Source organism: Streptomyces sp. NPDC051105 (assembly GCF_040682795.1).
Classification (GTDB): domain Bacteria; phylum Actinomycetota; class Actinomycetes; order Streptomycetales; family Streptomycetaceae; genus Streptomyces.
Window position 1 is genome coordinate 40,295 of the sequence record NZ_JBFBBR010000013.1, and the last position, 24,269, is coordinate 64,563.

Consider the following 24,269-nt stretch of genomic DNA (forward strand, 5'->3'; position numbering starts at 1 on the left):
TGCGATCGAAGTCGCCTTTTTCTGATTCCATTTGACCGAACGAGACCGCCTTTCACTGCGCCATGTGGCTCACAACACGCCCTTCCGGTGGCTCACATCGCGTTGTTGAAGCCCCAGAGCATCTCGCTCGGCCGCTCCGCCCGCTCGCGCAGCCCCTCCAGCACCTCGTGCAGGACCGGGTGCTGGACCGTCCTCAGCTCCTCGAGGTCCAGCTCCAGCAGCTCCGGCAATTCCGGCAACGGCTCACCGGCCGTCGGCCCGCCCGTCACCCGCGCCGTGTCGTCCCGTCCGCTCATGTCCCCGTCCCTCTCCGTCGTCCGCGCTCACTCCAACGCCGCGAGCCGCTCCGCCGTGTCGGCGGCCGTCGGCTCTACCGGGACCAGCGTGCCCTCCGGCAGCTTCGACCACTCCGTCCGGGCGGCCCGGTAGGCCTCGCGGGCGGCCCGTGGGCGAGCGGCCGCCTCGTAGGACATACCCCGCCAGTGGTGGGCCTGCGCGCCCAGCACCACCGCTTCCTGGCGGCGGCGTTCGGTGCGGGCCCCGCCCTCCGCCTCCCGGGCGGACTCGGCGGCGAGGCGGAACGCGTCCATCGCCTCGTCGAGCCGGGTCGGACGGCCCAGGCTGTGGTAGGCCTCGTACTGCGCCTGCCCCAGCTCGAGACGGCAGCGGGCGGCCAGCAGCGGGGCACCCGCGTCGTCCGCCTCGTCCGCCGCGAGCCCGAAGAGGTACTCCGCCTCCCGGAGGTCGACGCGGTCGCCGCGCAGCCGGTAGCGGAGGATCAGGGCACGGCCGAGCAACAGCAGCCGGAGACCGAGCTCCCGGTTCCCCGTGGAGGTCTCCCGGCGGCAGTCCCGCAGCACCCGGATCGCCTGCGACAGCGGCGCCCACGCGCGGTCACCGGTCTCCGAGTCCGCCCGGCGCAGCAGCGCCTCGCCCCACTCGGCGAGGACCTGGGAGTACTCGGGGTCGTCCCGCGGCATCTCCGCCGCCGCGCTCGCGAACGCGGTGGCCGCGTCCTGGAGTTCGCGCGGATCGCCGGTCTCCGCGTACCGGGCGACCCGGATCCGCCCGGCCCGCAGATGCAGGGCGGACCGCTGGCCGCGCTTCCGGGTGACCGCCAGCGCCTCGTCGACCAGGTCCTGGGCCTCGTCCAGGGGGGCGCCCGCGCACAGCAGGGCGTCCACCAGGTCGAGCCGTACCCTGACCCGGTCCGGGGCCTCGGGGGCGGCCTCCAGGGCGTCGCGCAGCGACCCGGACGCCTGTTCCGCGTAGCCGCGGGCCTGCTCGGGGTCGGTCGTCGCGGCCGACAGGCGCAGCAGGATCCGGCCGTGCGCGCGCGGCAGTTCGGGCGGCCGGTGCCGGCGGTCCGGCCAGGCGTCGGCGAACGCCTCCAGCATGCCGACCGCGCTCTGCAGGAGCGCGCTGTCGCCGCCGAGGCTCCACTGTGCCTCCAGCGCACCGACCCGCTCCAGCGTCAGCCGCAGCGCCTCCCGCTGATCGAGGTCGGGGGCGCCGCAGGCCACCGCGTACTCCCGGTCGGCACGGCGCAGCAGGTCGAGGGCGCCCGTCCGGTCGCCGTGCCGCCTGCGGTCGGTGGCGGCGGCCCGCAACACCTGGGCCAGCACCGCCCGTTCGCGCCGGGCGTGCGGGTGGGCCACGGCCCGCTCCGCCGCCTCCTCGGCCTCCCGCAGCAGCTCGGCGCCGCCCTGCACCTCCCACAGGCGCAGGGTGCAGTGCGCGTACTCCGCCCACAGCTCCGGGTCCGCGCCCACCGGCACCTCGTGCTCGGTGGCCCCGCGCAGCAGCTGCACGGCGTCGATCAGGTCCTGCACCATGCCCTCGGTGTCGAACCGGGCGAGCAGGGCGCGGGCCCGTTCGACCGCCTGGTGAGTGCGGTGTTCGCCCGGTCGTACGGCGGTGTCGCGGGCGCCGTACAGGCGGAACTGTTCGGGCAGCGGCATGAAACGCTCCAGGACGCGGGCGGCGACCTCGGCGAAGGGCTGCGGGACCAGGGTCGCGTCGCCGTTGTCACCGTTGCGCGCCGGGTAACCGGTGCCCGGCGGGGTGTACGGCCGCCCGGATCCGCCGTCGCCGAGCTGGGCCAGGGCGAGCGCGGGGAAGTTGGGGCCGCCCTTGCCGAAGCGCTGCTCGATGTACTCGGAGCAGTGCTTGAGGACGAGCAGGGCCTCGTCGCGGCCGAGCACGGAGAGCAACGCCTCCTGGACCTCGGGGGCCATCTCGTACCACTGGGTGCGGTCTGTGTTCTGGCCGACGTACTCCTCGCGGGCCCGGGTGACCAGGCCGCCGAGCAGCACCTCGGCGAGTTCGGAGGGGCCGGAGTCGGGCAGCATGGTCCGCTGGACCAGTTGCATCACCGGCAGGCAGAGCGGGGCGGCGGCCAGGTAGACGGCGAGCCGGCCGGCGCTCGGGGAGGCGGCGGACTGGAACCTGCTGACCCGCTCGATCGGCGACAGCGGACGGCCGGCGCGGACCGCCTGCGCGGGCGGCTGGTCGGCGCGGACCCAGCCCACCGCGCCCGCCACCGGCCCGGCGCCGACCCCGGACAGCAGCCTCGCCCACGCGCCCAGCGCCACCGGCTCGGGCGGCAGCACCGGCACCGGTACGGCGCCCCGTGGCCCGCCGGACGGGGTACCGGCCGGGGTGCGCACGCGCAGCGCGGTGGCGCCGCCCAGCGTCTCGCCGCGGCTCAGCTCGCCGTAGGTGACAGGCAGCCGGGTGCGGCTCCACATCCGCTGTGGCAGCGGCTGGAGCACCGCGACCGGGGCCTGCCGGGAGAGGTGGTGCAGCAGCCGGTGGGCGCGGCCGCTGTGCCACAGCGGTCCGGCGCAGTCGCTGATCAGGACGGTGATCCGGCGTCCGGTCGGGTCGCTGAGGCGGTCGGCGGTGTGCAGCGGTGCCGTGCGCACGTCCGCGCTGCGGCTGACCGCCGGCTCGCCGTCGGGGCCGGTGTGCAGATGACTGATCTGGATGTCCCGGAAGGCCCCCAACTGGCCGAAGACCTGGACCAGTTCGGTGAACATCCGGTCCCAGACCCGCATCGACGGGGAGGCCTCCAGGACCAGTTGGAGCCGGGCGTCGCCCCGGGTGATCGCGCGGTACACGGGCAGGATGAGACCGCCCGCGCGTGCGCTGTGCTCGGCGGTCCGCGTCTCGTCCAGTTCGGTGCGCAGGGGCGGTGCGGCGCTGCGGTAGGCCTGCAAGGGCCTCAAAGCGCGCTGGAGTTCGAGTGGCGCGGGCAGCGCGGGGGCGGCGGGTACCCCGACCGGCAGCCCGGTGATCCGGCCGGCGGCCCTGCTGTGCCCGGCGCCGTGCTGCTGCGGCACGGGGTACAGGGAGGTACGGCGGTCGGCTCCGCCGGCCTCGGAGGCGGCCGGTGCCGGCCGCGGCGGCCGGTTCGCGCCCCCCGTGGCCGAGGGGTCGCCCTGCGGGTCCTTCGGCGGTACGACGGTCCCCTTCGGCAGGCCGCCACCGGGCCCGGGGGCCACCTGCTCGTCCTCCGCCTCGACGGCGGGCCGCGCCCACCGGGCCAGCCACAGGGCGTCGCTCAGCCCCTCGGTGTCCGGGTCGAGCCCGACCTCCCGCAGCCTGCGGACGAGTTCGGCCATCGGATCGCCGTCGGCGAGGCCACCCGGCTCCGGGCCACCGTCGGCAGCGCCGGGGCCACCCCGCCCGGAATCCCCATCGGCAACGCCCGGGCCACCCCGCCCGGAATCCCCATCGGCAACGCCCGGGCCACCCCGCCCGGAATCCCCATCGGCAACGCCCGGGCCACCCCGCCCGCAATCCCCATCGGCAACGCCCGGGCCACCCCGCCCGCAATCCCCATCGGCAACGCCCGGACCACCCCGCCCGCAATCCCCATCGGCCCTCGCGGCCGCGTCGGGCCCGCCGGAGGGGTCCTGCGCCGGGTCGCCGGGGGACGGACCGGGCTCGCCCGGTGGCCGGTCGGGGTCGGGTGGAAGGGGGCCGTGTCGCGGCGCTGCGTCCGGCATCAGCGGCTCACCTCGGGCGGTCGAGCCGCTGGATGAGCAGGTCGGCGAGCCGGTCGCGGCTGGGCGGGGCGGCCGCGTCGGTGAGGTAGATGGCGTTCAGCAACTGGTCGGCGGCGAGGAGTTCGCTGCGCGAGCGTTCCAGGAAGCGGTTGATCAGGTCGTCGCCCGCGCGGGCCGCCTCGTCGCCGAGATGGGCGCGGACGAAGGTGGCGAGGCGGTTGTGATCGGGGCGGTCCAGTTCGAGGTGGATGCAGCGGCGCATCAGCGGGGCCGGGAAGTCCCGCTCGCCGTTGCTGGTGAGCACCACGAACGGGAAGGCCCGGCAGCGCACCCGGCCGTCCCGGACCCGGACCTTCGTGCCGTCGGCGGTGAGCACCTCTGCCTCGCCGTCCGGCAGCCGGTCGGCGATCCGCTGGAGCTCGGGTATCTCGAACTCCCCTTCCTCCAGCACGTTCAGCAGATCGTTGGGCAGGTCGATGTCGCTCTTGTCCAGCTCGTCGATCAGCAGCACGCGCGGGGTGTCGGAGGGGAGCAGGGCCGTGCCGAGCGGTCCCAGCCGGATGTAGCTGCCGATCGCCTCCACCGCACCCGGGGTGCCGCCGGCCGTGCCGTACCCTCCCTGCGCGGCGATCTGCACGTCCTGGAGCCGTGCGATGGCGTCGTAGTGGTAGAGGCCGTCCTGGAGCGCGGAGCGGCTGACGATGGACCAGCGCAGGACGTCACCCAGACCGAGCTCGTACGCCACCGAGTGCGCCAGGGTGCTCTTGCCCGCGCCGGGGCTGCCGGTGACGAGGAGCGGGCGGCGCAGGTACAGCGCCGCGTTGATCATCTCCAGCTCCTCGGCGCCGGGCCGGTGCAGCTCGGCCAGATGCCGGTTGGCGCCGAGCCTGCGGTCCCGGGAGCCGTCGCCGCCGTCGGCGCCGCCCTCGGCGGTCCGGCCGGTGAAGTCCCGCCAAGGGGGCGGCGGGGGCAGCCTGTTCATGCCGTCGTGGGGTTCGCCGGCGCCTCGGTAGATGAGCCACTCACTGGATTCGGTCATGTCCGGTCCTCGTCGTCACTCGTCCGTCCGGTCCCCACGGCAGCCATCGAACGTGCATCACGTTATCGACCTTCAGGAGGCCTCGTAAGGGCCTCACACAGGGCGCGCGAGTTCACGGCGCCTGGAGCAGGTCGCCCGTACCGGGCAGGGGTTGGTGCGGGTCGTCGTACAGGAGAGCGATGTCCTTGGCCCAGAACGCCTCCGTGAGCCCCTCGCGCACCTGTTTGCGCAGCCTGTGCACCGATTCGGGCAGCTCCCAGGCGCCGTCCACGTCGTAGACGGTCATCCTGGCGCCCCGGTGGAACTCACCGCACACGGAGTCGGTCTGGCGGCTCCAGCGGCGCCACAGCACCACCCCGTACCCCGCCCGGACGATCCGGCCGAGTGCGGTGGCGTCGTCCGGATAGCGCCGGTCGCCCTGCCGGCACAGCACCGGGACGGTCCCGGGCGCGAGGCCACGCAGCGCGGCCACGTCGGACACCGGCCGGCGCACCGCGTCGTCGCAGTCCAGTATCTCGGCCCTGGCCCGGTTCTCGGCCCGCTCACGCCTCTCGTGCACCCGGTGCCAGCGGTCCCGGCGGTCGGACTCCTCGTCGTCGTCGGGGAATCCGTCGCCAGGGAATCCGTCACCGGGGCGTTCACCGCCGTACCAGCCGTCCTCCTCCCCCGGCAGCTGGTCGCGGTCCTTGCAGCGGACCACGACCGGCCGTTCGACGCCCAACGGGTCGGCGCCGGGCCGCAGCCGCCACTCGTCCACCGGGAGGTCGAGCAGCAGATGCGGCAGGGCGGCGTGCAGCGCGACCGGCCGGCCGGGCTCGTCACAGCGGCGGAAGGCCTCGGCGAGCGGCTCGGCGACCCGGGCGGCGAGGTCGGCGAGCGGGGCACCCTGTCCGTCGTCCAGCCGGGTCGTACCGCCGTCGGCCCGCACCACCGCGACCGACCAGTCGCAGTAGCCGCGGTTCCAGGCCAGATGCTCCACTTCGAGCAGGACGGACTGGTCGTGCGCGGTGCCCGGTGGATGCTCCCGGCCCTGCTCCCCCGCCGCGCCCCCGGTCCGGTGCTCGCCGCGGTCGCGGCCGCTCCGCTCGCGCAGCCGGTCGCCGAGGTGCTGGGCGCGCCCGCGGGCCAGCTCGCTGCGGTAGTCACTGTCCAGCCGGGTCGCGGCCTGCTTGATCCACTCCCACAGGGCCTGTTCGGCGTCGAGCACGAAGGGCGTGACCGGGCGCTCGGCGGTCATGACCCGCATCGCGTACTCGGCGACGAGCCGGAGCGCGCCGTCGTTGCGCACGTTCTCGTACAGCGCGCCGAGGCCGTCCCGCCAGCCGCGCGGCGCGGGCGACAGGGTCGGCAGCCGGAAGTTCGGCAGCGAGTGGAGGATGTCGAGCAGGCCGCGGGTACTGTCCGGCGGCGGCAGGTCGGCGAGCCGGCCGAGCAGTTCAGCCCGCTCGTCCGGGCTCAGGGTGCGGCCCGGCCGGGCCCCGAGTTCGGCCTGGAGGTCGGTCCAGGTGGGGCGCCCGTCGTCGGTGGGCTGCTGGCGGTCGCGGTGGTAGCGGTCGTGGGCGTGGCAGACGGCCTGGTAGAGGTCGTGCTGGTACGGGTCGTGGTGGCGCAGCCCGTGCCGGTACAGGTCGTGCCGCCGCTCTCCCGGCGCCGTCGGCAGGGTGCGCAGCCGCTCGATCCCGATGGAGGTGCCGCCCGATCCGTGGTCCGCGCGTGACTTGAGCACGCCGACGACCTCGCCGCGCACCGGATCGATCACCGGCCCGCCGGAGACGCCGAGCGGCAGGTCGTTCTCCCCGAGGCGCATCTGGGCGCCCGACGACCAGCCGCCGATGGTGCCGTGCACGGTCAGGAAGCCGTCGTGCGGCTGCGGCCGGCCCTGGAAGGGGGCCCAGCCGGCGTAGAACACCCGGCCCTCGGTGTAGTGCGGCATCGGCCGCTCGGAGATGTAGACGCATTCGTGGTCCACCGGCTCGCGCAAACGGACGAGCGCCAGGTCCGGGGCGGGCCAGCTGCTGGGGACGGGACGGTCGACGTGCTCCGGAAGGGTCGCGGCGACCTTGCCGGGAACCGCGCAGGGCTCCTCGAAGGGACCGGGCTGATAGACCACCGTGACCTCGCCCCCCTCCCCGCCGTCGATCACATGGGCGCAGGTCAGCACCCAGTTCGGTGCGATGAAGAAACCACTGCCGAGGAACGCCCCGGTCTCCTCCGGGGCATACCCGACACCTGTGCGATGGATGCGTACGGTGGCCGCCATCACGAGTTCACGCAGCGCATGGTGGGCCGGGTCCCAGCCGCCGGATGCGCCCCCGTCGTGCCGGTCCGTCATTCCGCGCCCCCGGCCCCGGCTCCCTGGGCGCCCCCGTGCACCGGGGCGCCGCCGGATGCGCCCGCGCGAGCGACCGGGGAGCCGTCGTGACCGGCGTCCGGATCGGGCGGGCCGCCTCCGTGCCAGGTCAGGGTGACCGTGATGGCCGCCTTCGCCTCCCCGTCCGCGAGCAGCCCGACCACCTTGCCGGCCTTCGCGGTGAGCTCGATGCCGAACCCGACGCTCACCTCGTCGGGACGCACCGCCCGCAACGGCTCGGCGAGCGACCGCGCCACCCCGCCGACCAGCGAGTCCAGACTCTCCACGGCCGCTTCCACGCGGTCGGTGAAGCCGGTGTCCGTGAACGACAACTCCCCCGTCGGTACGGCCAGTTCCTCGGCCCCCGAGATCCGCGCCCATACCGGCGTACCGTCCGGCAATCGCACCAGCGCTATCCGCGTAGCGTCCTGCTCCATTCCGCTCCCCCGTTCCCCCGAGCCCCGTGTGCTCCCTACGCCGTACCGTTCGTGGTTTCCCGCCCTTCCCGCACGGGAAGACATCGCCGCTTCAATCCACGGGGAAAGAGTCCTTCCCCCCGGAGCCGGGCCCTACCCGTCGCCGACGGCACACCTTTGCCGTCGGCCTAGGCTGGTAGGCGCCCATCACCGGGCACCCACACATGTACGCAGGAGAGCAACCCATGTACTTCACCGACCGAGGCATCGAGGAACTGGAGAAGCGGCGCGGCGAGGAAGAGATCACCTTCGAGTGGCTCGCGGAACAACTCCGCACCTTCGTCGACCTGAACCCCGACTTCGAGGTCCCGGTGGAGCGCCTGGCGACGTGGCTGGCGCGACTGGACGACGAGGACGAGGAGTAGGAGCCCCTGTCGGCAAGGGGATGGGCGGCCACCACGGACACGGGCGCGCGGGACGCCTCGGGCACGCGGGGAAGGCGTTACGCCTTGTGACGCCGGGCGGGAACGGCGCCTCGGCAGGAGCGCCGCGACGCGGGAACGGCGCCCCGTAAGGGGCGCGGGGAACTGCGCGACCCGCCCCCACCGGCCCGCACCCGCACCGCGACCGCCCCCACCGGCCCGCACCCGCACCGCGACCGCCCGCACCGGCCCGCACCCGCACCGCGGCCCGCCCGCACCCGCACCGCGGCCCGCCCACCGGCCCGCAGCCAAGGCGCGCGCGGACTTGAGCCCCTGGTCGGTCAATCCCGCGGAAACACCGTCTCGTACGACAGCTCCAGCGCCCCATGCACCATCAGCACCGCCCCCACCACGGCCCACCTCACACTGCGCCGCCGTACCCCCCACGTGGCGACCGGCGCCCCCACGGCCACCTCGGCCAGGGCCAGCCGATGCGCCCTCGGCGTCCCTCCCTGCGCCTCGCCATCGCCCCCGGCGTCCTCGACATGCCTCACGTCGGCCCCGGCGCCGGCCACCTCGCGGAGACGGTCGGCCGGTTCCCCCGGCGCCAGCCCGTCCCGCAGGTGCACACCCGCGCGCGTGAGGACCCCGATCAGCCCGCGCAGGCGCGCGCGTGCGTCGGCCCCCGGATCCGGCACGGTCAGCCGGTCCAGGGACTGCACGTCGCGGACCGGGTCAAGACCCAGCCGCGCGGCGAACGCGCGCATCGCCTCGCCCTCCCCCGCAGGCGTGCCGTCGGCCAGCCAGACATAGCCGACCGGGCGGCGGAAGCCGGCGGCGAGGGTGTAGCCGGCCCGGTCGGCGTCCCACCACAGCGCCAGCACCGGCCACCCGGACCCCACGGCGAGCGCGGTGGCCCAGCCGGTCAGGACGCGGTCGACGGGTTCGCCCCCGCGCAGCCATGGCGTGCCCTCGGGGACGAGGACGCTCCACTCGCCGGCCCGGGTCAGCAGCATCCGTTCCCGCAGGAGAGGCGCGAGCGGGGCGACGGAATCGGGGTCTGCCCGGCACAGCAGCAGGGCACCGGGCGCGGGGGCGTGAGCGGACCGGGACACGGCCTGCGATTCGTCGGTCGGCATGCACACACGGTAGGCAATTCATCCATATGTCGCCCGATATGGAGCCCTGCCGGGCGGCGATGAAGTCAATCTCGCGCCCAACCGGTCACCCCAAAGAGCGCCTTGACTTCCCACAGCCACGATATATCGTGTTTATGGAAGACGCGATATGGCGCGAGCCGTGCATGAGCGTCCGCGTCCAGCCGTCATGCCCGGCCGAGGGAGGTCCGCACCATGTCCGAGTGGTCCGTCGCTGAGCCCAGGAAGCTCACCTTCGACACCCCCGTGAGCGATCTGCACGTGCGCATCGTCAACGGAACAGTCAACGTCGTGGGTACGGACGAGGGTTCCGCCCGCCTGGAAGTCTCCGAGATCGAGGGCCCGCCCCTGATCGTCACGCAGCGGGGCGGCACCCTCACGGTGGCCTACGAGGACCTGCCCTGGAAGGGCTTCCTCAAGTGGCTGGACCGCAAGGGCTGGCGGCGCAGCGCGGTCGTCTCGCTAGCCGTCCCGGCGGACACCCGCGTGGAGGTGGGCGTGGTCGGCGCCGCCGCGGTCGTCTCCGGGATCAGCGGTACGTCGGTGGTCAAGGGCGTCACCGGTGACACGACCCTGGTCGGTCTCTCCGGCGAGGTCCGCGCGGACACCGTCTCCGGGAACCTGGAGGCCCAGACGGTCACCGGTGACCTGCGGTTCAACTCCGTATCCGGCGACCTGACCGTCGTCGAGGGCTCGGGCTCCGCCGTGCGCGCCGACTCGGTCAGCGGATCGATGATCATCGACCTGGACCCGGACGGCCCGACGGACGTCCGACTGACCAGCGTCTCCGGCGAGATCGCCATCCGGCTGCCGCATCCGGCCGACGCCGAGGTCGAGGCCAACACCGCGAGCGGCACGATCTCCAACGCCTTCGACGGGCTGCGGGTGCACGGCCAGTGGGGCGCCCACAAGATCACCGGCCGCCTCGGCGCGGGCACCGGCAAGCTCCGCGCCACCACGGTCTCCGGCTCCATCGCCCTGCTACGCCGCCCGCCCAAGGAGGACGACGACGAGAAGACCGCCTGGGAGGCCGAACCGACGACCGACCCCTCGGGACCGACGGGGCCGACGGGACCGGGACCGACGGGACCGGCGGCCCCCTCCGCACCCACCGCCGGGTCCGAGTCCGGCTCCGGCTCCGCAGCCCCGGCGGACGGTACGACCGACAAGAAGGTGCTCTGACATGCCTCCCGTCTTCGCCCACGGCCGCCTCCGCCTCTACCTGCTCAAACTGCTGGACGAGGCCCCGCGCCACGGCTACGAAGTGATCCGGCTGCTCGAAGAGCGCTTCCAGGGCCTGTACGCCCCGTCGGCGGGCACCGTCTACCCCCGCCTCGCCAAGCTCGAGGCCGAGGGCCTGGTCACGCACACCACCGAGGGCGGCCGCAAGGTCTACGCCATCACGGACGCCGGACGCGCCGAACTGGCCGACCGCAGCGGCGAGTTGGCTGACTTGGAGCTGGAGATCCGCGAGTCGGTGGCCGAACTGGCCGCGGAGATAAGGGCCGACGTACGCGGCGCGGCCGGGGATCTGCGCCGCGAGGTGCGGGCTGCCGCCTCCGAGGCCCGGCACGGCAGCGGGACGGGGAACGGGGACTTCGGTGACCTCGGTGACAGGGAGTCCTGGCGGGCCGCCAAGGAGGAGATGCGGCGCGTCAAGCAGGAGTGGAAGGAGCAGGCCCGCCGCGCCAAGGACGAGAGCCGCCGGGCCCGTGACGAGGCCCAGCGGGCCCGTCGGCAGGCCCAGGAGGCCCAGGCCCGGGCCCGCGCCCAGGCCCAGGAGGAGATGCAGCGCATCGCCCACCGGGTGCAGGAGCACGTCCAGGACCACTTCGCACGCGGTGACTGGCCGACCGGGGTCCGCGAGGGCCTGGCCGAACTCGCCAAGGAGTTCGGGGAGTTCGGAAAGGACTACGGCAAGGACTTCGGGAAGGAGTTCGGCAAGGACTTCGGCTTCGGCGGCCGCAGCGAGCCGCAGCCCGGATCAGGCCCGGACCTCCGCAAGCCGACACCGCCCCAGGCACAGGAACCGCAGTATTCGGAGACCCCGGAGGACTTCCCGGCGCAGTACGTCCCGGAGTGGGCGTACGGCGACGAGACCGGCACCGGCGACCCGGCCCGCGACCTCGACCGGCTCCTGGACCGATTCCGCGACGACATCCGGGACGCGGCCCGCGACCACGGAGTCACCGCGGAGCAGCTCGGCGACACCCGCCGCCACCTGTCGACGGCGGCGGCCCGCATCGGAGCGCTGCTGCGCGGCCCGAAGTCCTGAGGAGCGGGCGAGCGAAGCGGGCCGACCACACACGGCCCGCCCGCTTCCCCTCTCCCTCAGGACCCGGTCTCTCTCCCGCCGCTGAGGAGCTGGTCAGGAGTTGGTCAGGACGATCTTCCCGAACTGGTCGCCTGACTCCAGGCGGGCGAAGCCCTCGCGGGCGCGGTCGAGCGGCAGCAGTTCGTCGATGACCGGGCGTACCCCGGTGGCGGCGCAGAAGGCGAGCAGGTCCTCCAGCTCGTCCTTGGTCCCCATGGTCGAGCCCACGACCTTCAGCTCGAGGAAGAAGATCCGGGTCAGTTCGGCGCGCGAGGGCCGGTCGCCGGAGGTGGCGCCGGAGATGACGATGGTGCCGCCGGGCCGCAGCGACTTCACCGAGTGGGACCAGGTGGCGGCGCCGACGGTCTCGATCACGGCGTCCACGCGCTGCGGCAGCCGGGCGCCCGGTTCCACCGCCTCGACGGCGCCGAGTTCCAGGGCGCGCTTCCGCTTCGCCTCGTCCCGGCTGGTGGCGAAGACCCGCAGCCCCGCGGCCTTGCCGAGCACGATCGCGGCGGTGGCGACCCCGCCGCCCGCGCCCTGCACGAGGACCGAGTCACCGGGACGGACGCCCGCGTTGGTGAAGAGCATCCGGTACGCCGTCAGCCAGGCGGTGGGCAGGCAGGCGGCCTCCGCGAAGGAGAGTTCCCTGGGCTTGGGCAGGAGGTTCCAGGTGGGTACGGCGACCTGCTCGGCGAAGGTGCCCTGGTAGCGCTCGGTGAGGATGGACCGGGGTTCGTTCGGCCCGACCCCGTGGCCGCTCTGCCCGATCACGGAGTGCAGGACGACCTCGTTGCCGTCCGCGTCGACACCGGCGGCGTCACAGCCGAGGATCATCGGCAGCCGGTCCTCCGGGAGGCCGACGCCGCGCAGGGACCAGAGGTCGTGGTGGTTGAGGGAAGCGGCCCGGACATCGACGGTACTCCAGCCGGGGCGGGCCTCGGGGGCGGGACGGTCCCCCAACTCAAGGCCGGAGAGCGGCTGGTCGCGGTCGATTCGGGCGGCGTAGACGGCGAACATAGGGCCGACGATAGGTTCCCGGGGCCAGGCGCGTAACCGGGCACCACTGTGACACATCCCCTCTTGCGCACAACGCCCCTACGGACAGCGCCCACCAGAACACGGGGCCGACACGCACAGCGCCCACCAGGAACACGGGGGCCGGCACGCACAGCACCCCCCAGGAACACGGGGGCCGACACGCACAGCACCCCCCAGGAACACGGGGGCCGACACGCACAGCACCCCCCAGGAACACGGGGCCGACACGCACAGCACCCCCAGGAACACGGGGCCGACACGCACAGCACCCCCAGGAACACGGGGCCGCGCCACTTGCCGCTAAGCCGCATGGGCGGGCTCAGCCCCCACCCACCGACACCCGACGGCCGACGGCCGACGGCTCCAGCACCCCAATAGGGGCCAGCCCAATAGGGGTCACCCCGATAGGGGCCACTCCGATCCAGAGCCACCCCCGATACAGGGGTCTGGGGGCGGCAGCCCCCAGGGCGGCGGTTACTTCCCATCCACCCACCCGATCGGGTGGGTGGATGGGCAAAGAAATGGCCCCACCCAAGCGGGCGGGGCCATCCGGGTTACCGCCGTGCGACGCCCTCGGCCCGCGCAGCCGCGGCCACCGCCGCGGTCACCGCCGGCGCGACCCGCTCGTCGAACGGCGACGGAATGACGTAGTCCGCCGCAAGATCGTCGCCGACGACCGACGCCAGCGCCTCCGCCGCCGCGATCTTCATCCCCTCGGTGATCCGGGAGGCCCGCACCTGGAGCGCGCCCGCGAAGATCCCGGGGAACGCCAGCACGTTGTTGATCTGGTTCGGGAAGTCCGACCGCCCGGTCGCCACGACCGCCGCGTACTTGTGGGCGACGTCGGGGTGCACCTCCGGGTTCGGGTTGGCCATGGCGAACACGAACGCGCCCTCGGCCATCGAGGCGACGGCCTCCTCCGGGACCGTGCCGCCGGAGACGCCGATGAAGACGTCGGCGCCGGCCAGCGCGTCCTCCAGGGTGCCCTTGAGCCCGGCCTTGTTCGTGAACCCCGCGACCTCGCGCTTGACCGCGGTGAGGTCGTCCCGGTCGGCCGAGATGATCCCCTTGCGGTCGGCCAGGGCGACGTCCCCGATGCCGGCCTCGACCAGCATCTTGGCGATCGCGACCCCGGCCGCGCCGGCGCCCGAGATCACCGCCCGCAGCTGGCCGATCTCCCGTCGGCTGAGCCGCGCCGCGTTCCGCAGCGCCGCCAGCGTCACGACGGCCGTACCGTGCTGGTCGTCGTGGAAGACCGGGATGTCGACGCGCTCCTGGAGCTTGCGCTCGATCTCGAAGCACCGCGGCGCCGAGATGTCCTCCAGGTTGACCCCACCGAAGGACGGGGCGAGCCGGACGACGGTCTCCACGATCTCGTCGACGTCGGTGCAGGCGAGGGCGATCGGGACCGCGTCCACGCCGCCGAACTGCTTGAAGAGGATCGCCTTGCCCTCCATCACGGGGAGGGAGGCCTCGGGACCGATGTCCCCGAGGCCGAGCACGGCCGTACCGTCGGTGACGACGGCCACGACGGACGACTTCCATGTGTAGTCGTTGACCAGCTCGGGCTGTTCCGCGATCGCGGTGCACACGCGCGCGACTCCGGGCGTGTACGCGAGGGAAAGGTCGTCCTTGTCACGGATCGGCACGGTGGCCTGCACGGCCATCTTGCCGCCGCGGTGCAGCGCGAACGCCGGATCGAAGGAATCGAGGGGCTCGGCCCCGCCGTCCTGGTCCGAATTGCCCGGCGTGCTGTCGCTGCGAGGATTGACGATCTCCGCTGCCACTTGTCTTACCCCTTAGGTATGCATGGTTGAGGGTCGGCCACTCCCGGTGAGGGAGTGGACGGGCACCGCGCAGGGCCCGATCACTGATACGTACGAGTGGCACGTACGAGCACCTGCGCGACGGGCGCGCCGCACACGCGCCCTGGAGCCCCGGATGAGGGGTGTAAAGAACCTTCTTACCGGACGGACAGCGCTCACGACGAGTCGAATAGGCGCAAGGTCACATCACGGATGTCGTAGGTAGCCGACAGATGAGCGGCCGAGTGACCGGCGGGCGGCCACGAAGCAGAGCCCGAGATGAACCGGCGGTGAACCGAAGATCTTCCGGCCGGAAGGTCGGATTCCCGCAGATGTGCGGGGCGGCGGGTCGAGGAAGGACCGGCCTGACGCGTCACGGGGGTCACCCGTTATCCGATTTTGACATGGTGACACGTCTGCTTGGAGCAATCCCAATGGCAGGATGCCGTAAACCCACGAGGTCGCGACACCCGAAGGTGTGTGTTTCCGTCGACCCATCGGCATATCGACATATCAGGCATCTCGGTATATCGGCTTGTTCTACCCACCGCCGGAGGAACCCACCATGACCGCAAGCTCCACCCGTCGTACCACTGTCGCGCGCTCCAGGACCGCAGCGTTCGGTGCGATCGCGGTCGCAGGCGCCCTGATCCTCACCGGCTGCGGTGACCAGACGGACAAGGGCGGCGACAGCGGCTCCTCCTCGACGTCCTCGGCCCCGCTGGCGAGCAAGCTGCCGGACGCCATCCGCAAGGCCGGCGTGATCAAGGTGGGCTCGGACATCGCCTACCCGCCGGTCGAGTACATGCAGAGCGGCAAGGCCGTCGGCGTGGACCCGGACATCGCGGACGCGCTGGGCAAGCAGCTGGGCGTGAAGTTCGAGTTCCAGAACGGCAAGTTCGACAACCTGATCGTGGGCCTGCAGGCCAACCGCTTCAACGCGATCATGTCGGCGATGAACGACACCAAGGACCGCCAGGACGGCATCGACTCCGACACCGGCAAGAAGGTCGGCAGCGGCGTCGACTTCGTCGACTACTTCACCGCCGGCACCTCGATCCTGGTCCAGAAGGGCAACCCGAAGGGCATCAAGTCCCTGGACGACCTGTGCGGCAAGGTCGTGGCTCTGCAGAAGGGCACCACGTCCGAGGGCATCGCCAAGGCGCAGAGCGAGAAGTGTACGAAGGACGGCAACAAGGCCATCAACCTTCAGACCTTCGACACCGACCCCGAGGCGCTGCTCCGTCTGAAGCAGGGCGCCTCCGTCGCCGACCTGAACGACTTCCCGGTGGCCGCCTACAACGCCAAGACGTCGGGTGGCGGGAAGGACTTCGAGGTCGTCGGCGAGCAGATCGAGGCCGGCCCGTACGGCCTCGCGGTCAGCAAGGAGAACACCCAGCTGCGCGACGCGATCCAGGCCGCCATGGCCGCCATCATCAAGAACGGCGACTACCAGAAGATCCTGGAGAAGTGGAACGTCACGCAAGGTGCGGTGACCGAGTCGAAGATCAACGGCGGCTCCTGAGCGGCCCGGCACGACTGAAGGGCCGTCACTGTGACTGACACGGTCGACAAGACTCCGGCGCCGTCCGTGCCGCCGGAGCAGATCAAGGCCATCCCGGTGCGCCACTACGGACGCTGGGTGTCCGGCGTCGTGGTCATCGCCCTGGTGGTGCTGATCGGGATCGCCTTCTCCAACGCGAAGATCAACTACAGCGTCATCCCCGACTACCTCTTCGACCAGGGCATCGTCTCCGGCGCCTGGACCACGCTCTACATCTCGGTGCTGGCCATGGTGCTCGGTGTCGTCCTCGGCGTGATCCTCGCCGTGATGCGGCTGTCGTCGAACCCGGTCACCAGCACGGTGTCCTGGTTCTACATCTGGTTCTTCCGGGGCACCCCGGTCCTGGTCCAGCTGCTGCTCTGGTACAACATCGCGCTCGTCTTCCCCATCCTGAACCTGGGGTTCTACAAGGACGAGATGAACCAGGTGATGACGCCGGTCCTCACCGCGCTGCTGGGGCTCGGCCTGAACGAGGCCGCGTACATGTCGGAGATCGTCCGCGCCGGCATCCAGTCGGTCGACGAGGGGCAGACCGAGGCCTCGCACGCGCTGGGCATGACCCAGGGCCAGACGCTGCGCCGGGTGATCCTCCCGCAGGCCATGCGGGTCATCATCCCGCCGACCGGCAACGAGTTCATCAACATGCTGAAGACCTCGTCGCTGGCCTACGCGGTCCAGCTCCCCGAGCTGATCAAGAAGGCCACGGACATCTCCAGCACCTCGCTGGCGGTCGTCGAGATGTACTTCGTCGCCTGCATCTGGTACCTGTTCCTGACCACGATCTTCAGCATCGTCCAGTACTACATCGAACGCCGTTACGCCCGCGGCTCCTCGCGCAACCTCCCGCCCACCCCGCTGCAGCGGCTGCGGAAGAATCTGGCCCAGTGGGGTTCGTTCCGTCGCCCGGAGGTGGCCCGATGAGCTCTCTCATCAAGGACAGCACCCCGCCGAGCAGCGGCGCCCCGATGGTCAAGGCCGAGGGGGTGCACAAGTCTTTCGGGCTGTCGCACATCCTCAAGGGCATCGACCTGGAGGTGCTGCCGCGCGAGGTGTTCTGCCTGATCGGCCCGTCCGGTTCCGGCAAGAGCACGTTCCTGCGGTGCATCAACCATCTGGAGAAGATCAGCGCCGGCCGGCTGTACGTCGACGGCCGTCTGGTCGGCTACCGACAGCACGGCGACAAGCTCTACGAGCTGAAGGAGAAGGAGGTCGCGGCGCAGCGACGGGACATCGGCATGGTGTTCCAGCGCTTCAACCTCTTCCCGCACATGACGGCCCTGGAGAACGTCATGGAGGCGCCGGTCCAGGTCAAGCGCGAGTCCAGGGCGGTGGCCCGGGAGCGCGCGGAGCGGCTCCTGGACCGGGTGGGCCTCGGCGACCGCAAGGGCCACTACCCGGCGCAGCTCTCCGGCGGCCAGCAGCAGCGCGTCGCGATCGCCCGCGCCCTCGCCATGCAGCCGAAGCTGATGCTCTTCGACGAGCCGACCTCGGCGCTCGACCCGGAGCTGGTCGGCGAGGTCCTGGACGTGATGCGGGACCTGGCCGAGGACGGCATGACGATGATCGTCGTCACCCACGAGATGGGCTTCGCCCGCGAGGTCGGCGACAGCCTGGTCTTCATGGACGACGGCGTGGTGGTCGAGTCCGGCCACCCGCGCGACGTCCTGACCAACCCGCAGCACGACCGCACGAAGTCGTTCCTGTCGAAGGTGCTGTAGCGAGTACGACGGTTCCCTCGCGGTACGACGCGAAGTCGCGGCGCGACGGGAAAGGGGCGGTACGAGAATGCTCGTACCGCCCCTTCGCGCTTCGGGCTCCGCCCTCTTCGGCCCTTCGGCGCTTCGGACTCGCCCCCCTTCGGCCCTTCGGCGCTTGGGCTCGCCCCTTTCCGGCGCTTCGGGCTTCGGGCTCGCCCCTTCGGCGCTTACCTGACCGCGAGCAGCAGCGTGTCCGAAGGCGAGCACCACACCGGCCGGGCCTCCCCGAACCCCTTCTCCCGCAGCACGCGCGCGTGCCAGGCCGCCGAGGGCATGTCGCCGTCCGCGTGCTCGCCGTAGATCTCGAACCGGCGGGCCGTCGGCCCGGCCAGGACCGGGTCCTGCGCGGCCAGCTGCCACCACTCGGCCCAGTCGAGCGCCCCCGACTCCTTGGCCTGATCCATGCGGAGATGCCGCTGCGCCCGTTCCGCCGCGTTGATCCGAGGCGTGCTCTCGTCGATCATGTGGTCGGCGTTCATGAAGACACCGCCGTCGCGGACGAGTCCCGCGACCTGACCGTAGAGGGCCGCGAGGGGTTCACTGTGCAGCCAGTGCAGGGCCGTGGCGGTCAGGACGGCGTCGTACGAGTCGTACGGCAGCCTCGCGGGCCACTCCGGGTCCTTGAGGTCGGCGGTGACGAACGTGGCCCGCTCGTCGCCCTCGAAGGTGCCCTCGGCGATGGCGAGGAGGGCCGGGTCGAGATCGACTCCGACGCTCACCGCCGCCGGGAAGCGGGCGAGCAGCCGGGCGGTGATGCTGCCGGTGCCGCACGCGAGGTCGAGGACCCGGGGGGCCGTGCCCACGAGCGCCTCGACCATGTCGAACATGATCCGGAACCGTTCCTCGCGGTCCGGCATGTACCACTCCTGCTGCCGGTCCCAGCTCTTCTGCCAGGCGCCCCAGTCGGCCCCGGTCGTGGTCGTCTGCGCGTCCGTCATGGCAACCCTCCGCCACACAAGTCCCGTAATACCCTGGAAGTGCGATCGGCTGTTACCCGACCGCACCACTGACCGTAGAGCACCCCCGTAAGGACTACAAGTGGAACTGGCCTATTACTCGGACTACGCCGTCCGACTCGTCAACAGCGAGGAACCGGCCCGGGGCAAGGACTCCCTGACCTCGGTCGAGGCCGTCCGCGCCCTCTTCGGGGTCAACGCGTCGGCGGCCCGCCGCACCACCGACGCCGATGTCACCCGCTTCCGCTCGGTCCGGGCCCGGCTGCGCGCGGTCTTCGAGGCGGCCGACAAGGGCGACGAGACGCTGGCCGTGGACCTGCTGAACTCCCTGCTGCTCGAGTTCCCGGTGTCGCCGCAGATCTCCGGCCACGACCACCGGGACGAGGACGGCCGCCCGCTGTGGCACATGCACCTGGCCGACCATCCGTCCAACGCCACCGCCGGCTATGCGGCGATCGCCGCGATGGGCCTGGCCTTCCACCTCACCGAGTACGGCGTCGACCGGCTCGGCCTGTGCGAGGCGGCGCCGTGCCGCAACGCCTACCTCGACACCTCCACCAACCGGTCCCGGCGCTACTGCTCGGATCGCTGCGCGACCCGGGCCAACGTGGCCGCCTACCGGGCCCGCAAACGCCTGGAGGCGGAACGGCCCGAGCGGTCGGCGAGCACCGGGCGGGCCGCCGAGAACGCCCAGCGCGCCAGCGCCAGCGGCGAACGCTGACCGGCCCTGAGCGGCCGCCAGCGGAACAGGGCGCGGCCGAGGATCAACTCCTCGGGCACGGTCCCGTAGTCCGTGCTGTCCCCGCCCGCGTACGCGTTGTCCCCGAGCACCCACCAGCCGCCCTCGCGCGGCTCCACGGCCCGCTTGACGACCAGCAGGTCCTGCTGGAAGGGGTGGCGCAGGACGACGACGTCACCAGCCCTCACCCGGGCCCCGTACCGCACCAGGAGCTGATCCCCCTGGTACAGCGTGGGCACCATCGACGGGCCGGTCACCTCGGCCAGTCCGAAGGGCGCCGCGCCCCTCCCCCGCTCGGTCTCCTGCGACAGCTCCGGCATCGCCGGCACCTCCCCGGTCCGTTCCTCCACCAGTCTCAGTCTGACCCTGGACTTTTGTCCTAAGCCCATGGGGGCACTCGCGAAAACAGGCTTCCCAGGGAGTAATGTCCCACCTGAGAAGACGATCACGAGGAAGGAATGCTCCATGCTTTCCCGCCTGTTTGCCCCCAAGGTCAAGGTCAGCGCGCACTGCGACCTGCCCTGCGGTGTGTACGACCCGGCCCAGGCCCGCATCGAGGCGGAGTCGGTGAAGGCCGTGCAGGAGAAGATGGCCGCCAACGACGACCCGCACTTCCAGGCTCGCGCCACCGTCATCAAGGAGCAGCGAGCCGAGCTTGCCAAGCACCACGTGTCGGTGCTCTGGAGCGACTACTTCAAGCCCCCGCACTTCGAGAAGTACCCCCAGCTGCACGTTCTGGTCAACGACACCCTGAAGGCCCTGTCCGCCGCCAAGGCGTCCACGGACCCGAAGACCGGCGAGAAGGCCCTGGAGCTCATCGCCGAGATCGACAAGATCTTCTGGGAGACCAAGAAGGCTTGATCTTCATCTCTGCCTTCTGACCTGCGATTGCTTCGATTGCAGCGTCTCTCTTCCCGCACCCGGTCCGCAGGCCGCCGAGCACGGCGTCCCTGACGGTCCGGGTGCGGTCTTCTTCTCCGGGCCACAGGTGCGCGTAGCTCCGCAGCGTGATGACGGCGGACGCGTGACCGAGGACCAGCTGGACCTGCTTGACGCTCGCCCCGCCGGCGATGAGGGCGGAGGCGTAGAAGTGGCGCAGGTCGTGGGTCACCATGTGGGGCGGCTCGACGGGCTTGCGACCCTCGCGGTCGGCCGCCTCGTTCTCCGCCGCTTGGAGCGTCCTGCGGGCGCAGTTCCGCTCCCTCTTCCAGTTCCAGCGGCGGTAGTTGAGAGGCTCCCCCTCCTCCACCTTGAACAGCCAATCCTTGGAGGGGCCTGCGGCATGGTGCGCGAGGAGGGCAATCGGTGACGACTTCCCCGACCGAGACAGTGCGCCGAGACTTGGCGGCCTGCCGAGCGCCGGGACGACGTGGTGGGCTGCAGCGGGTTGTCGGTGATGCACTTTCCCCCGATGAGTGACGCTGCCCCCACCGGTTCGCGTACGTGTCGAACGACGTGCGCCGGGCGCGGGATCAACGTACTGGCCCGTGACGATGCCAGATGTGACCCCGTGGTCTGGATCGCGGAAGGGTGCCCGCGATTGGCGTTGGGCGCTTCCAGATGTTGGCCAAGTGCCTTTTCCCTTGGGCAAGCGTCGCGCTCGTCGCACATGGCTCTTCGAGCAGGAGGGCCACAGCGCGGCCGTGCGCAGCCAAGACCTGGTCACCGCCCGCCTCCAAGGCGTCGAGACGTCTTGGACCAGGTGCGGAGGCACGGGGCTCAACGCCTACCATCTTTCCCCTACTGCAAGACTGGCATCTGCCTGGTCAACCACCGCTTCAAACACCGCAAGCAGGCCAAGGCACCACGGTATGCGTCCGTGAGCAGTTCCTCGACGCCTGCGCCCGCAACCGCTTGATCTCGACGTACAACTCCTGCACCCGACTCGCTCGGACGCCTCACCTCGGCGGGCACGCGGCCCCGTCCGAGCGACGGCGTCAGCCCCCACGACTGCGGGCGCACGATCGAGTACGTATTCGGAACGGCCGGGGACGGGGCCGAACGGGGCGGTAACATCCCGGCCATGCTGCATGTATTCGACATGGACGGCACCCTCCTGCCGGGGACATCCGCGACCAGGGAGATGGCCAGAGTCCTCGGCCACGCACCGGACATCGATCTCTTGGAACGGGACTTCGGCGCCGGCCGCATCGACACTCGGCAGTTTGCGCGGTCGATGTTCCGGTTGTGGGGCCCCATGGACCCGGGCCGGGTCCGCGTGGCGTTCAACGCGAGCCCGAAGATGCGGCGCATCCGTGAGGTCGTGGCAGACATCGCAGCGCGCGGACACCGGTCGGCCGTCATCACCATGTCCCCGCTATGCTTCGCCGACCACTTCCGGGAACTGGGCTTCGACGAGGTACACGGCTCGGTCTTCCCACACTCTCCGGAGGTCGACATCGATACCGGAGCGATTCTCCGGCCAGAGGACAAACCCCTGCTCACCAAGGCGATGTGCGTGAGGCATGGCATCGCGCCGGACCGAGTCGTGGCATACGGCGACTCGCTGTCCGACCGCTACCTGTTCGAGGTGGCGCCGGTATCCGTCGCAGTCAACGGCGACGCACATGTGCGGCCTCTGGCTTCGGTCGGCTACACCGGACGCGATCTGTGGGAGGCCTACGAACTGGCGCTTTCCCGGTCGGTGCTGCCGAAGCCTGCCGTGTCGCCGTCGGTAGCGACACGTTCGGCGCGGGGCGGCCGGATGTCGTCCCGCTCGACGGTGGCCCCTGCCTGAGCCAAGCCGGGCGCGAGGCCGCCACCTGTGACGAGGGCAGCCACGAACTGCGCCGCCCGGGTCGCCGCCAGATGCTGCCGTTCCAGCTTGCGCTCGTGCTTCTTCCCGTCGGCCCAGTCACTGATCGCCTTCACGACGATCCACTCCTTGCGCTGCCGATACGCAGCCGCGTAAAGGCCCGCGCCCTCCATCTCACCCCCCACCGCCTCGTGGCCGAACTGGGCGGCCACCTGATCGAGGTAGTCGGCGCTGTCGATCAGCTTCTCCCCGGACAGCAACAGGCCGAAGTGGACCGTGGACAGGTGCCAGTCGATGTCCACGGTGCGGCACCTGTCCAGCAGTCGCGGCGAAGCACTCACCCTGTCACCGCGCGGCACCAGCCGGTGCGGAGTGCCGTGCCCTCCGACGCGCTGACTCTCGTACGCCACCACCTGCCGCGAGACCAGGATGTCTCCGACCTGCTGCTCGCCCGGCTTGGCACCGAAGGCTATGCCCACCATGACCACGAGGGCGGGATCAAGGAAGCGGAACGCATCGTACGCAGTCAGTATGCTGCCGCCCGGGCCGCTGGACCCGGCCTCCGACTGGGCCAGGTAGATGTCACAGCCGTGCGCCTCACCCAGCCTGAAGTAGGTCGTGTGCTCGCCGAACAGCGGCTTCTCTCGCGGTCCGAGCACCTGGGCGAAGGTGTCGAGTACGCACTTGGTCTCCACTTGGGTGGCCGTGAGCAGCAGCAGCCGCGGCCGACCGCCCGGTTGCCTGTGTCCCGCCTGGGCGGCGTGCCCGCCCTTCGGGTCAGCGACGTTGTCCACCGGACCACCTCTTCCCTTTCCGTACTCCGGATGCCCGATTCCGCTCGGCCCGCTCCGCAGGAGAGCCGCTATCGCTTCGAGGGAGGCACGCGCGGTTGCCAGCAGCGCCTCTGCGGCGGGCACCGCGATGCTGCCGCCGTTCTCCTGGCACAGAGGCAGCGGCTGCGGGGACAGCGTGCCAACGTCGTGGCGGGCCTGTCTTATGAGGCTCGCGATCCTCGTACGTGCGGCATACTGCGAGCCGCCCCGCACGGCCGGCGGTAGTTGGCGGTGCGCCGTCTCCAGGATCGTCCGCACCGTCGCGCCGATGCGGTATTCGTCGGCGTCCCGGAGACCGCCAAGGAACGGGTCCCAGAACGTCCGGCGCGCGAGCCACGGCTGCTCCACGAGAGGCGACAGGCCCGCCACGTCCAGCAACAGGAAGAGCAGCGGCACGTCGTAGAGCGGAAAGCTCGTCGAGAGCTGCCCGTCGAAAAACGACAGCCCCTTGACACCGGTGACGATGTCACCGTCCGCGAATCCGAGGTAGTGCCGGGAGTACGCCAGCGATATCTGTCGGCGGATCGCGCCCACGTCGGGTGAAGTACCCCCGGCCCGTAATAGGAACGGGTGGAAGAAGCTGTACGTGATCGCTTCGCCCGCTCTGGCCCTCAGCGCTGCCTCGGTCACCTGTAAGGCGGTAGCGGTAGTGCTGCCGCTCTCGGCGTGCGGACGCAGCCCTGCCGCCCACGCCTCCAGGTCGCCAAGGAGTGCGCTGGTGGTGTCCTGGGGCTTGTGGAGGGTGGCCCTGATGGCGCGCAGGCCGTCCGGACCACCGACGAAGTAAAGCGGGTACCGCTGCGCGTCATGGGCGTAGAGCCGTTGCCGAGACTCGTAGAACTCCTCAACGGTGCCGCTATAACTCACCGCATCCAGGACGTCGGTCTCGCCCAGCAGCGCCATGAACCTGCGGCAGTCCGCGTCCAGCGCCGGGTTCTCCCAGATGACGGAGATACCGCAGTAGAAGGTGGCCGAGCAGGTGAGCGAAAGCAACTTCAGCAGCTGCTCCACCAGGCGCGCGGTGACCTGGAAGTCGACGGACTTTCCCAATTCACGGTCCAGGAAGTGCAGGTAGACCGGGCGCTGGTCGTCGTACATGCAACCCCCT

The 24,269-nt window shown here is 71.5% G+C and carries 20 protein-coding genes and 1 pseudogene; 9 read left to right on the plus strand and 12 right to left on the minus strand.

Features of this window, described 5'->3' with window-relative positions; translation table 11 throughout:
- Positions 1–92: 92 nt before the first annotated feature.
- The 5 genes from fxsA to AB0N16_RS28855 form a co-directional block, all read right to left on the minus strand.
- Positions 93–296 carry an FxSxx-COOH cyclophane-containing RiPP peptide gene (gene fxsA, locus AB0N16_RS28835; RefSeq protein WP_365801640.1) on the minus strand — a complete coding sequence of 68 codons (204 nt, stop codon included), beginning with the start codon at positions 294–296 and terminating at the stop codon, positions 93–95.
- 27 nt (positions 297–323) lie between these two features.
- Positions 324–3,626, minus strand: coding sequence for an SAV_2336 N-terminal domain-related protein (locus AB0N16_RS28840; RefSeq protein WP_365801642.1), 3,303 nt, complete (start codon positions 3,624–3,626; stop codon positions 324–326).
- Positions 3,627–4,020: 394 nt separating this feature from the next.
- Entirely contained in the window at positions 4,021–5,052 is a 1,032-nt protein-coding gene (locus AB0N16_RS28845; protein WP_365801644.1) for a MoxR family ATPase, read from the minus strand.
- 112 nt (positions 5,053–5,164) lie between these two features.
- Positions 5,165–7,384 (minus strand): trypsin-like peptidase domain-containing protein, encoded by a 2,220-nt coding sequence (locus AB0N16_RS28850; protein ID WP_365801646.1) that lies wholly within the window; start codon positions 7,382–7,384, stop codon positions 5,165–5,167.
- A complete protein-coding gene (locus AB0N16_RS28855) occupies positions 7,381–7,839 on the minus strand; it encodes a CU044_2847 family protein (RefSeq protein ID WP_365801648.1) in 459 nt (152 codons plus the stop codon). The genes AB0N16_RS28850 and AB0N16_RS28855 overlap by 4 nt, the downstream gene beginning before the upstream one ends.
- A gap of 224 nt (positions 7,840–8,063) precedes the next feature.
- Here AB0N16_RS28855 and AB0N16_RS28860 point away from each other — a divergent pair, with 224 nt between their 5' ends.
- Positions 8,064–8,243 (plus strand): DUF6104 family protein, encoded by a 180-nt coding sequence (locus tag AB0N16_RS28860; RefSeq protein ID WP_152776632.1) that lies wholly within the window; start codon positions 8,064–8,066, stop codon positions 8,241–8,243.
- Positions 8,244–8,581: 338 nt separating this feature from the next.
- Here the strand turns inward: AB0N16_RS28860 and AB0N16_RS28865 are convergent, their stop codons facing one another.
- Positions 8,582–9,379 carry a hypothetical protein gene (locus AB0N16_RS28865; protein WP_365801650.1) on the minus strand — a complete coding sequence of 266 codons (798 nt, stop codon included), beginning with the start codon at positions 9,377–9,379 and terminating at the stop codon, positions 8,582–8,584.
- Between the two features lie 213 nt (positions 9,380–9,592).
- On the opposite strand from AB0N16_RS28865, the gene AB0N16_RS28870 reads away from it, so the two are divergent.
- A complete protein-coding gene (locus AB0N16_RS28870; RefSeq protein ID WP_365801652.1) occupies positions 9,593–10,579 on the plus strand; it encodes a DUF4097 family beta strand repeat-containing protein in 987 nt (328 codons plus the stop codon).
- 1 nt (position 10,580) lies between these two features.
- Positions 10,581–11,672, plus strand: a complete 1,092-nt coding sequence (locus AB0N16_RS28875; RefSeq protein ID WP_365801654.1) for a PadR family transcriptional regulator — start codon at positions 10,581–10,583, stop codon at positions 11,670–11,672.
- 93 nt (positions 11,673–11,765) lie between these two features.
- Here the strand turns inward: AB0N16_RS28875 and AB0N16_RS28880 are convergent, their stop codons facing one another.
- Together AB0N16_RS28880 and AB0N16_RS28885 are read right to left on the minus strand one after the other, a co-directional pair.
- Positions 11,766–12,731: a zinc-binding dehydrogenase gene (locus AB0N16_RS28880; protein WP_365801656.1), complete on the minus strand. Its 966-nt coding sequence runs from the start codon at positions 12,729–12,731 to the stop codon at positions 11,766–11,768.
- A 575-nt stretch (positions 12,732–13,306) separates the two neighbouring features.
- The gene (locus AB0N16_RS28885; protein WP_365801658.1) at positions 13,307–14,539 is read right to left on the minus strand and encodes an NADP-dependent malic enzyme; all 1,233 of its coding nucleotides are present in this window, start codon (positions 14,537–14,539) and stop codon (positions 13,307–13,309) included.
- A 583-nt stretch (positions 14,540–15,122) separates the two neighbouring features.
- Between AB0N16_RS28885 and AB0N16_RS28890 the strand changes: the two genes are divergently transcribed.
- From AB0N16_RS28890 to AB0N16_RS28900, 3 genes are read left to right on the plus strand one after another with little or no spacing between them, the layout of a single operon-like run.
- Positions 15,123–16,082, plus strand: coding sequence for an ABC transporter substrate-binding protein (locus AB0N16_RS28890; protein WP_365801660.1), 960 nt, complete (start codon positions 15,123–15,125; stop codon positions 16,080–16,082).
- Positions 16,083–16,112: 30 nt separating this feature from the next.
- Positions 16,113–17,042, plus strand: coding sequence for an amino acid ABC transporter permease (locus AB0N16_RS28895; protein WP_365801662.1), 930 nt, complete (start codon positions 16,113–16,115; stop codon positions 17,040–17,042).
- A complete protein-coding gene (locus tag AB0N16_RS28900) occupies positions 17,039–17,839 on the plus strand; it encodes an amino acid ABC transporter ATP-binding protein (RefSeq protein ID WP_365801664.1) in 801 nt (266 codons plus the stop codon). Before AB0N16_RS28895 ends, AB0N16_RS28900 begins: the two co-directional genes overlap by 4 nt.
- Before the next feature lie 206 nt (positions 17,840–18,045).
- On the opposite strand, the gene AB0N16_RS28905 is transcribed toward AB0N16_RS28900, so the two are convergent.
- Complete coding sequence (locus AB0N16_RS28905; RefSeq protein WP_365801666.1) at positions 18,046–18,816, minus strand: class I SAM-dependent methyltransferase; 771 nt, start codon at positions 18,814–18,816, stop codon at positions 18,046–18,048.
- A gap of 100 nt (positions 18,817–18,916) precedes the next feature.
- On the opposite strand from AB0N16_RS28905, the gene AB0N16_RS28910 reads away from it, so the two are divergent.
- On the plus strand, positions 18,917–19,555 hold the full coding sequence (locus AB0N16_RS28910) for a CGNR zinc finger domain-containing protein (protein ID WP_365801668.1): 639 nt from the start codon (positions 18,917–18,919) through the stop codon (positions 19,553–19,555).
- On the opposite strand, the gene sodX is transcribed toward AB0N16_RS28910, so the two are convergent.
- Positions 19,450–19,893, minus strand: a complete 444-nt coding sequence (gene sodX, locus AB0N16_RS28915) for a nickel-type superoxide dismutase maturation protease (protein WP_365801992.1) — start codon at positions 19,891–19,893, stop codon at positions 19,450–19,452. The two genes, AB0N16_RS28910 and sodX, sit on opposite strands and share 106 nt — an antisense overlap.
- Before the next feature lie 145 nt (positions 19,894–20,038).
- Between sodX and sodN the strand changes: the two genes are divergently transcribed.
- Complete coding sequence (gene sodN / locus AB0N16_RS28920) at positions 20,039–20,434, plus strand: superoxide dismutase, Ni (RefSeq protein WP_055634112.1); 396 nt, start codon at positions 20,039–20,041, stop codon at positions 20,432–20,434.
- Here sodN and AB0N16_RS28925 read toward each other — a convergent pair.
- A pseudogene (locus AB0N16_RS28925) lies at positions 20,388–20,919 on the minus strand (tyrosine-type recombinase/integrase); the annotation flags it as partial. The gene sodN and the pseudogene AB0N16_RS28925 overlap by 47 nt on opposite strands.
- Before the next feature lie 677 nt (positions 20,920–21,596).
- On the opposite strand from AB0N16_RS28925, the gene AB0N16_RS28930 reads away from it, so the two are divergent.
- Complete coding sequence (locus AB0N16_RS28930) at positions 21,597–22,310, plus strand: HAD-IB family phosphatase (protein ID WP_365801670.1); 714 nt, start codon at positions 21,597–21,599, stop codon at positions 22,308–22,310.
- Here AB0N16_RS28930 and AB0N16_RS28935 read toward each other — a convergent pair.
- On the minus strand, positions 22,193–24,259 hold the full coding sequence (locus AB0N16_RS28935; RefSeq protein ID WP_365801672.1) for a 5'-methylthioadenosine/S-adenosylhomocysteine nucleosidase: 2,067 nt from the start codon (positions 24,257–24,259) through the stop codon (positions 22,193–22,195). The two genes, AB0N16_RS28930 and AB0N16_RS28935, sit on opposite strands and share 118 nt — an antisense overlap.
- Positions 24,260–24,269: the final 10 nt, after the last annotated feature.

What these genes read in the sequence shown, in the direction of transcription:
- AB0N16_RS28900 (WP_365801664.1), top strand. Translation starts at nt 17,039, where the DNA reads ATGAGCTCTCTCATCAAGGACAGCACCCCGCCGAGCAGCGGCGCCCCG.
- AB0N16_RS28890 (WP_365801660.1), top strand. Translation starts at nt 15,123, where the DNA reads ATGACCGCAAGCTCCACCCGTCGTACCACTGTCGCGCGCTCCAGGACC.
- AB0N16_RS28875 (WP_365801654.1), top strand. Translation starts at nt 10,581, where the DNA reads ATGCCTCCCGTCTTCGCCCACGGCCGCCTCCGCCTCTACCTGCTCAAA.
- sodN (WP_055634112.1), top strand. Translation starts at nt 20,039, where the DNA reads ATGCTTTCCCGCCTGTTTGCCCCCAAGGTCAAGGTCAGCGCGCACTGC.
- AB0N16_RS28850 (WP_365801646.1), bottom strand. Translation starts at nt 7,384, where the DNA reads ATGACGGACCGGCACGACGGGGGCGCATCCGGCGGCTGGGACCCGGCC.
- AB0N16_RS28855 (WP_365801648.1), bottom strand. Translation starts at nt 7,839, where the DNA reads ATGGAGCAGGACGCTACGCGGATAGCGCTGGTGCGATTGCCGGACGGT.
- AB0N16_RS28870 (WP_365801652.1), top strand. Translation starts at nt 9,593, where the DNA reads ATGTCCGAGTGGTCCGTCGCTGAGCCCAGGAAGCTCACCTTCGACACC.
- AB0N16_RS28845 (WP_365801644.1), bottom strand. Translation starts at nt 5,052, where the DNA reads ATGACCGAATCCAGTGAGTGGCTCATCTACCGAGGCGCCGGCGAACCC.
- AB0N16_RS28840 (WP_365801642.1), bottom strand. Translation starts at nt 3,626, where the DNA reads ATGGCCGAACTCGTCCGCAGGCTGCGGGAGGTCGGGCTCGACCCGGAC.
- fxsA (WP_365801640.1), bottom strand. Translation starts at nt 296, where the DNA reads ATGAGCGGACGGGACGACACGGCGCGGGTGACGGGCGGGCCGACGGCC.
- AB0N16_RS28930 (WP_365801670.1), top strand. Translation starts at nt 21,597, where the DNA reads ATGCTGCATGTATTCGACATGGACGGCACCCTCCTGCCGGGGACATCC.
- AB0N16_RS28865 (WP_365801650.1), bottom strand. Translation starts at nt 9,379, where the DNA reads ATGCCGACCGACGAATCGCAGGCCGTGTCCCGGTCCGCTCACGCCCCC.
- sodX (WP_365801992.1), bottom strand. Translation starts at nt 19,893, where the DNA reads ATGCCGGAGCTGTCGCAGGAGACCGAGCGGGGGAGGGGCGCGGCGCCC.
- AB0N16_RS28935 (WP_365801672.1), bottom strand. Translation starts at nt 24,259, where the DNA reads ATGTACGACGACCAGCGCCCGGTCTACCTGCACTTCCTGGACCGTGAA.
- AB0N16_RS28905 (WP_365801666.1), bottom strand. Translation starts at nt 18,816, where the DNA reads ATGACGGACGCGCAGACGACCACGACCGGGGCCGACTGGGGCGCCTGG.
- AB0N16_RS28880 (WP_365801656.1), bottom strand. Translation starts at nt 12,731, where the DNA reads ATGTTCGCCGTCTACGCCGCCCGAATCGACCGCGACCAGCCGCTCTCC.
- AB0N16_RS28860 (WP_152776632.1), top strand. Translation starts at nt 8,064, where the DNA reads ATGTACTTCACCGACCGAGGCATCGAGGAACTGGAGAAGCGGCGCGGC.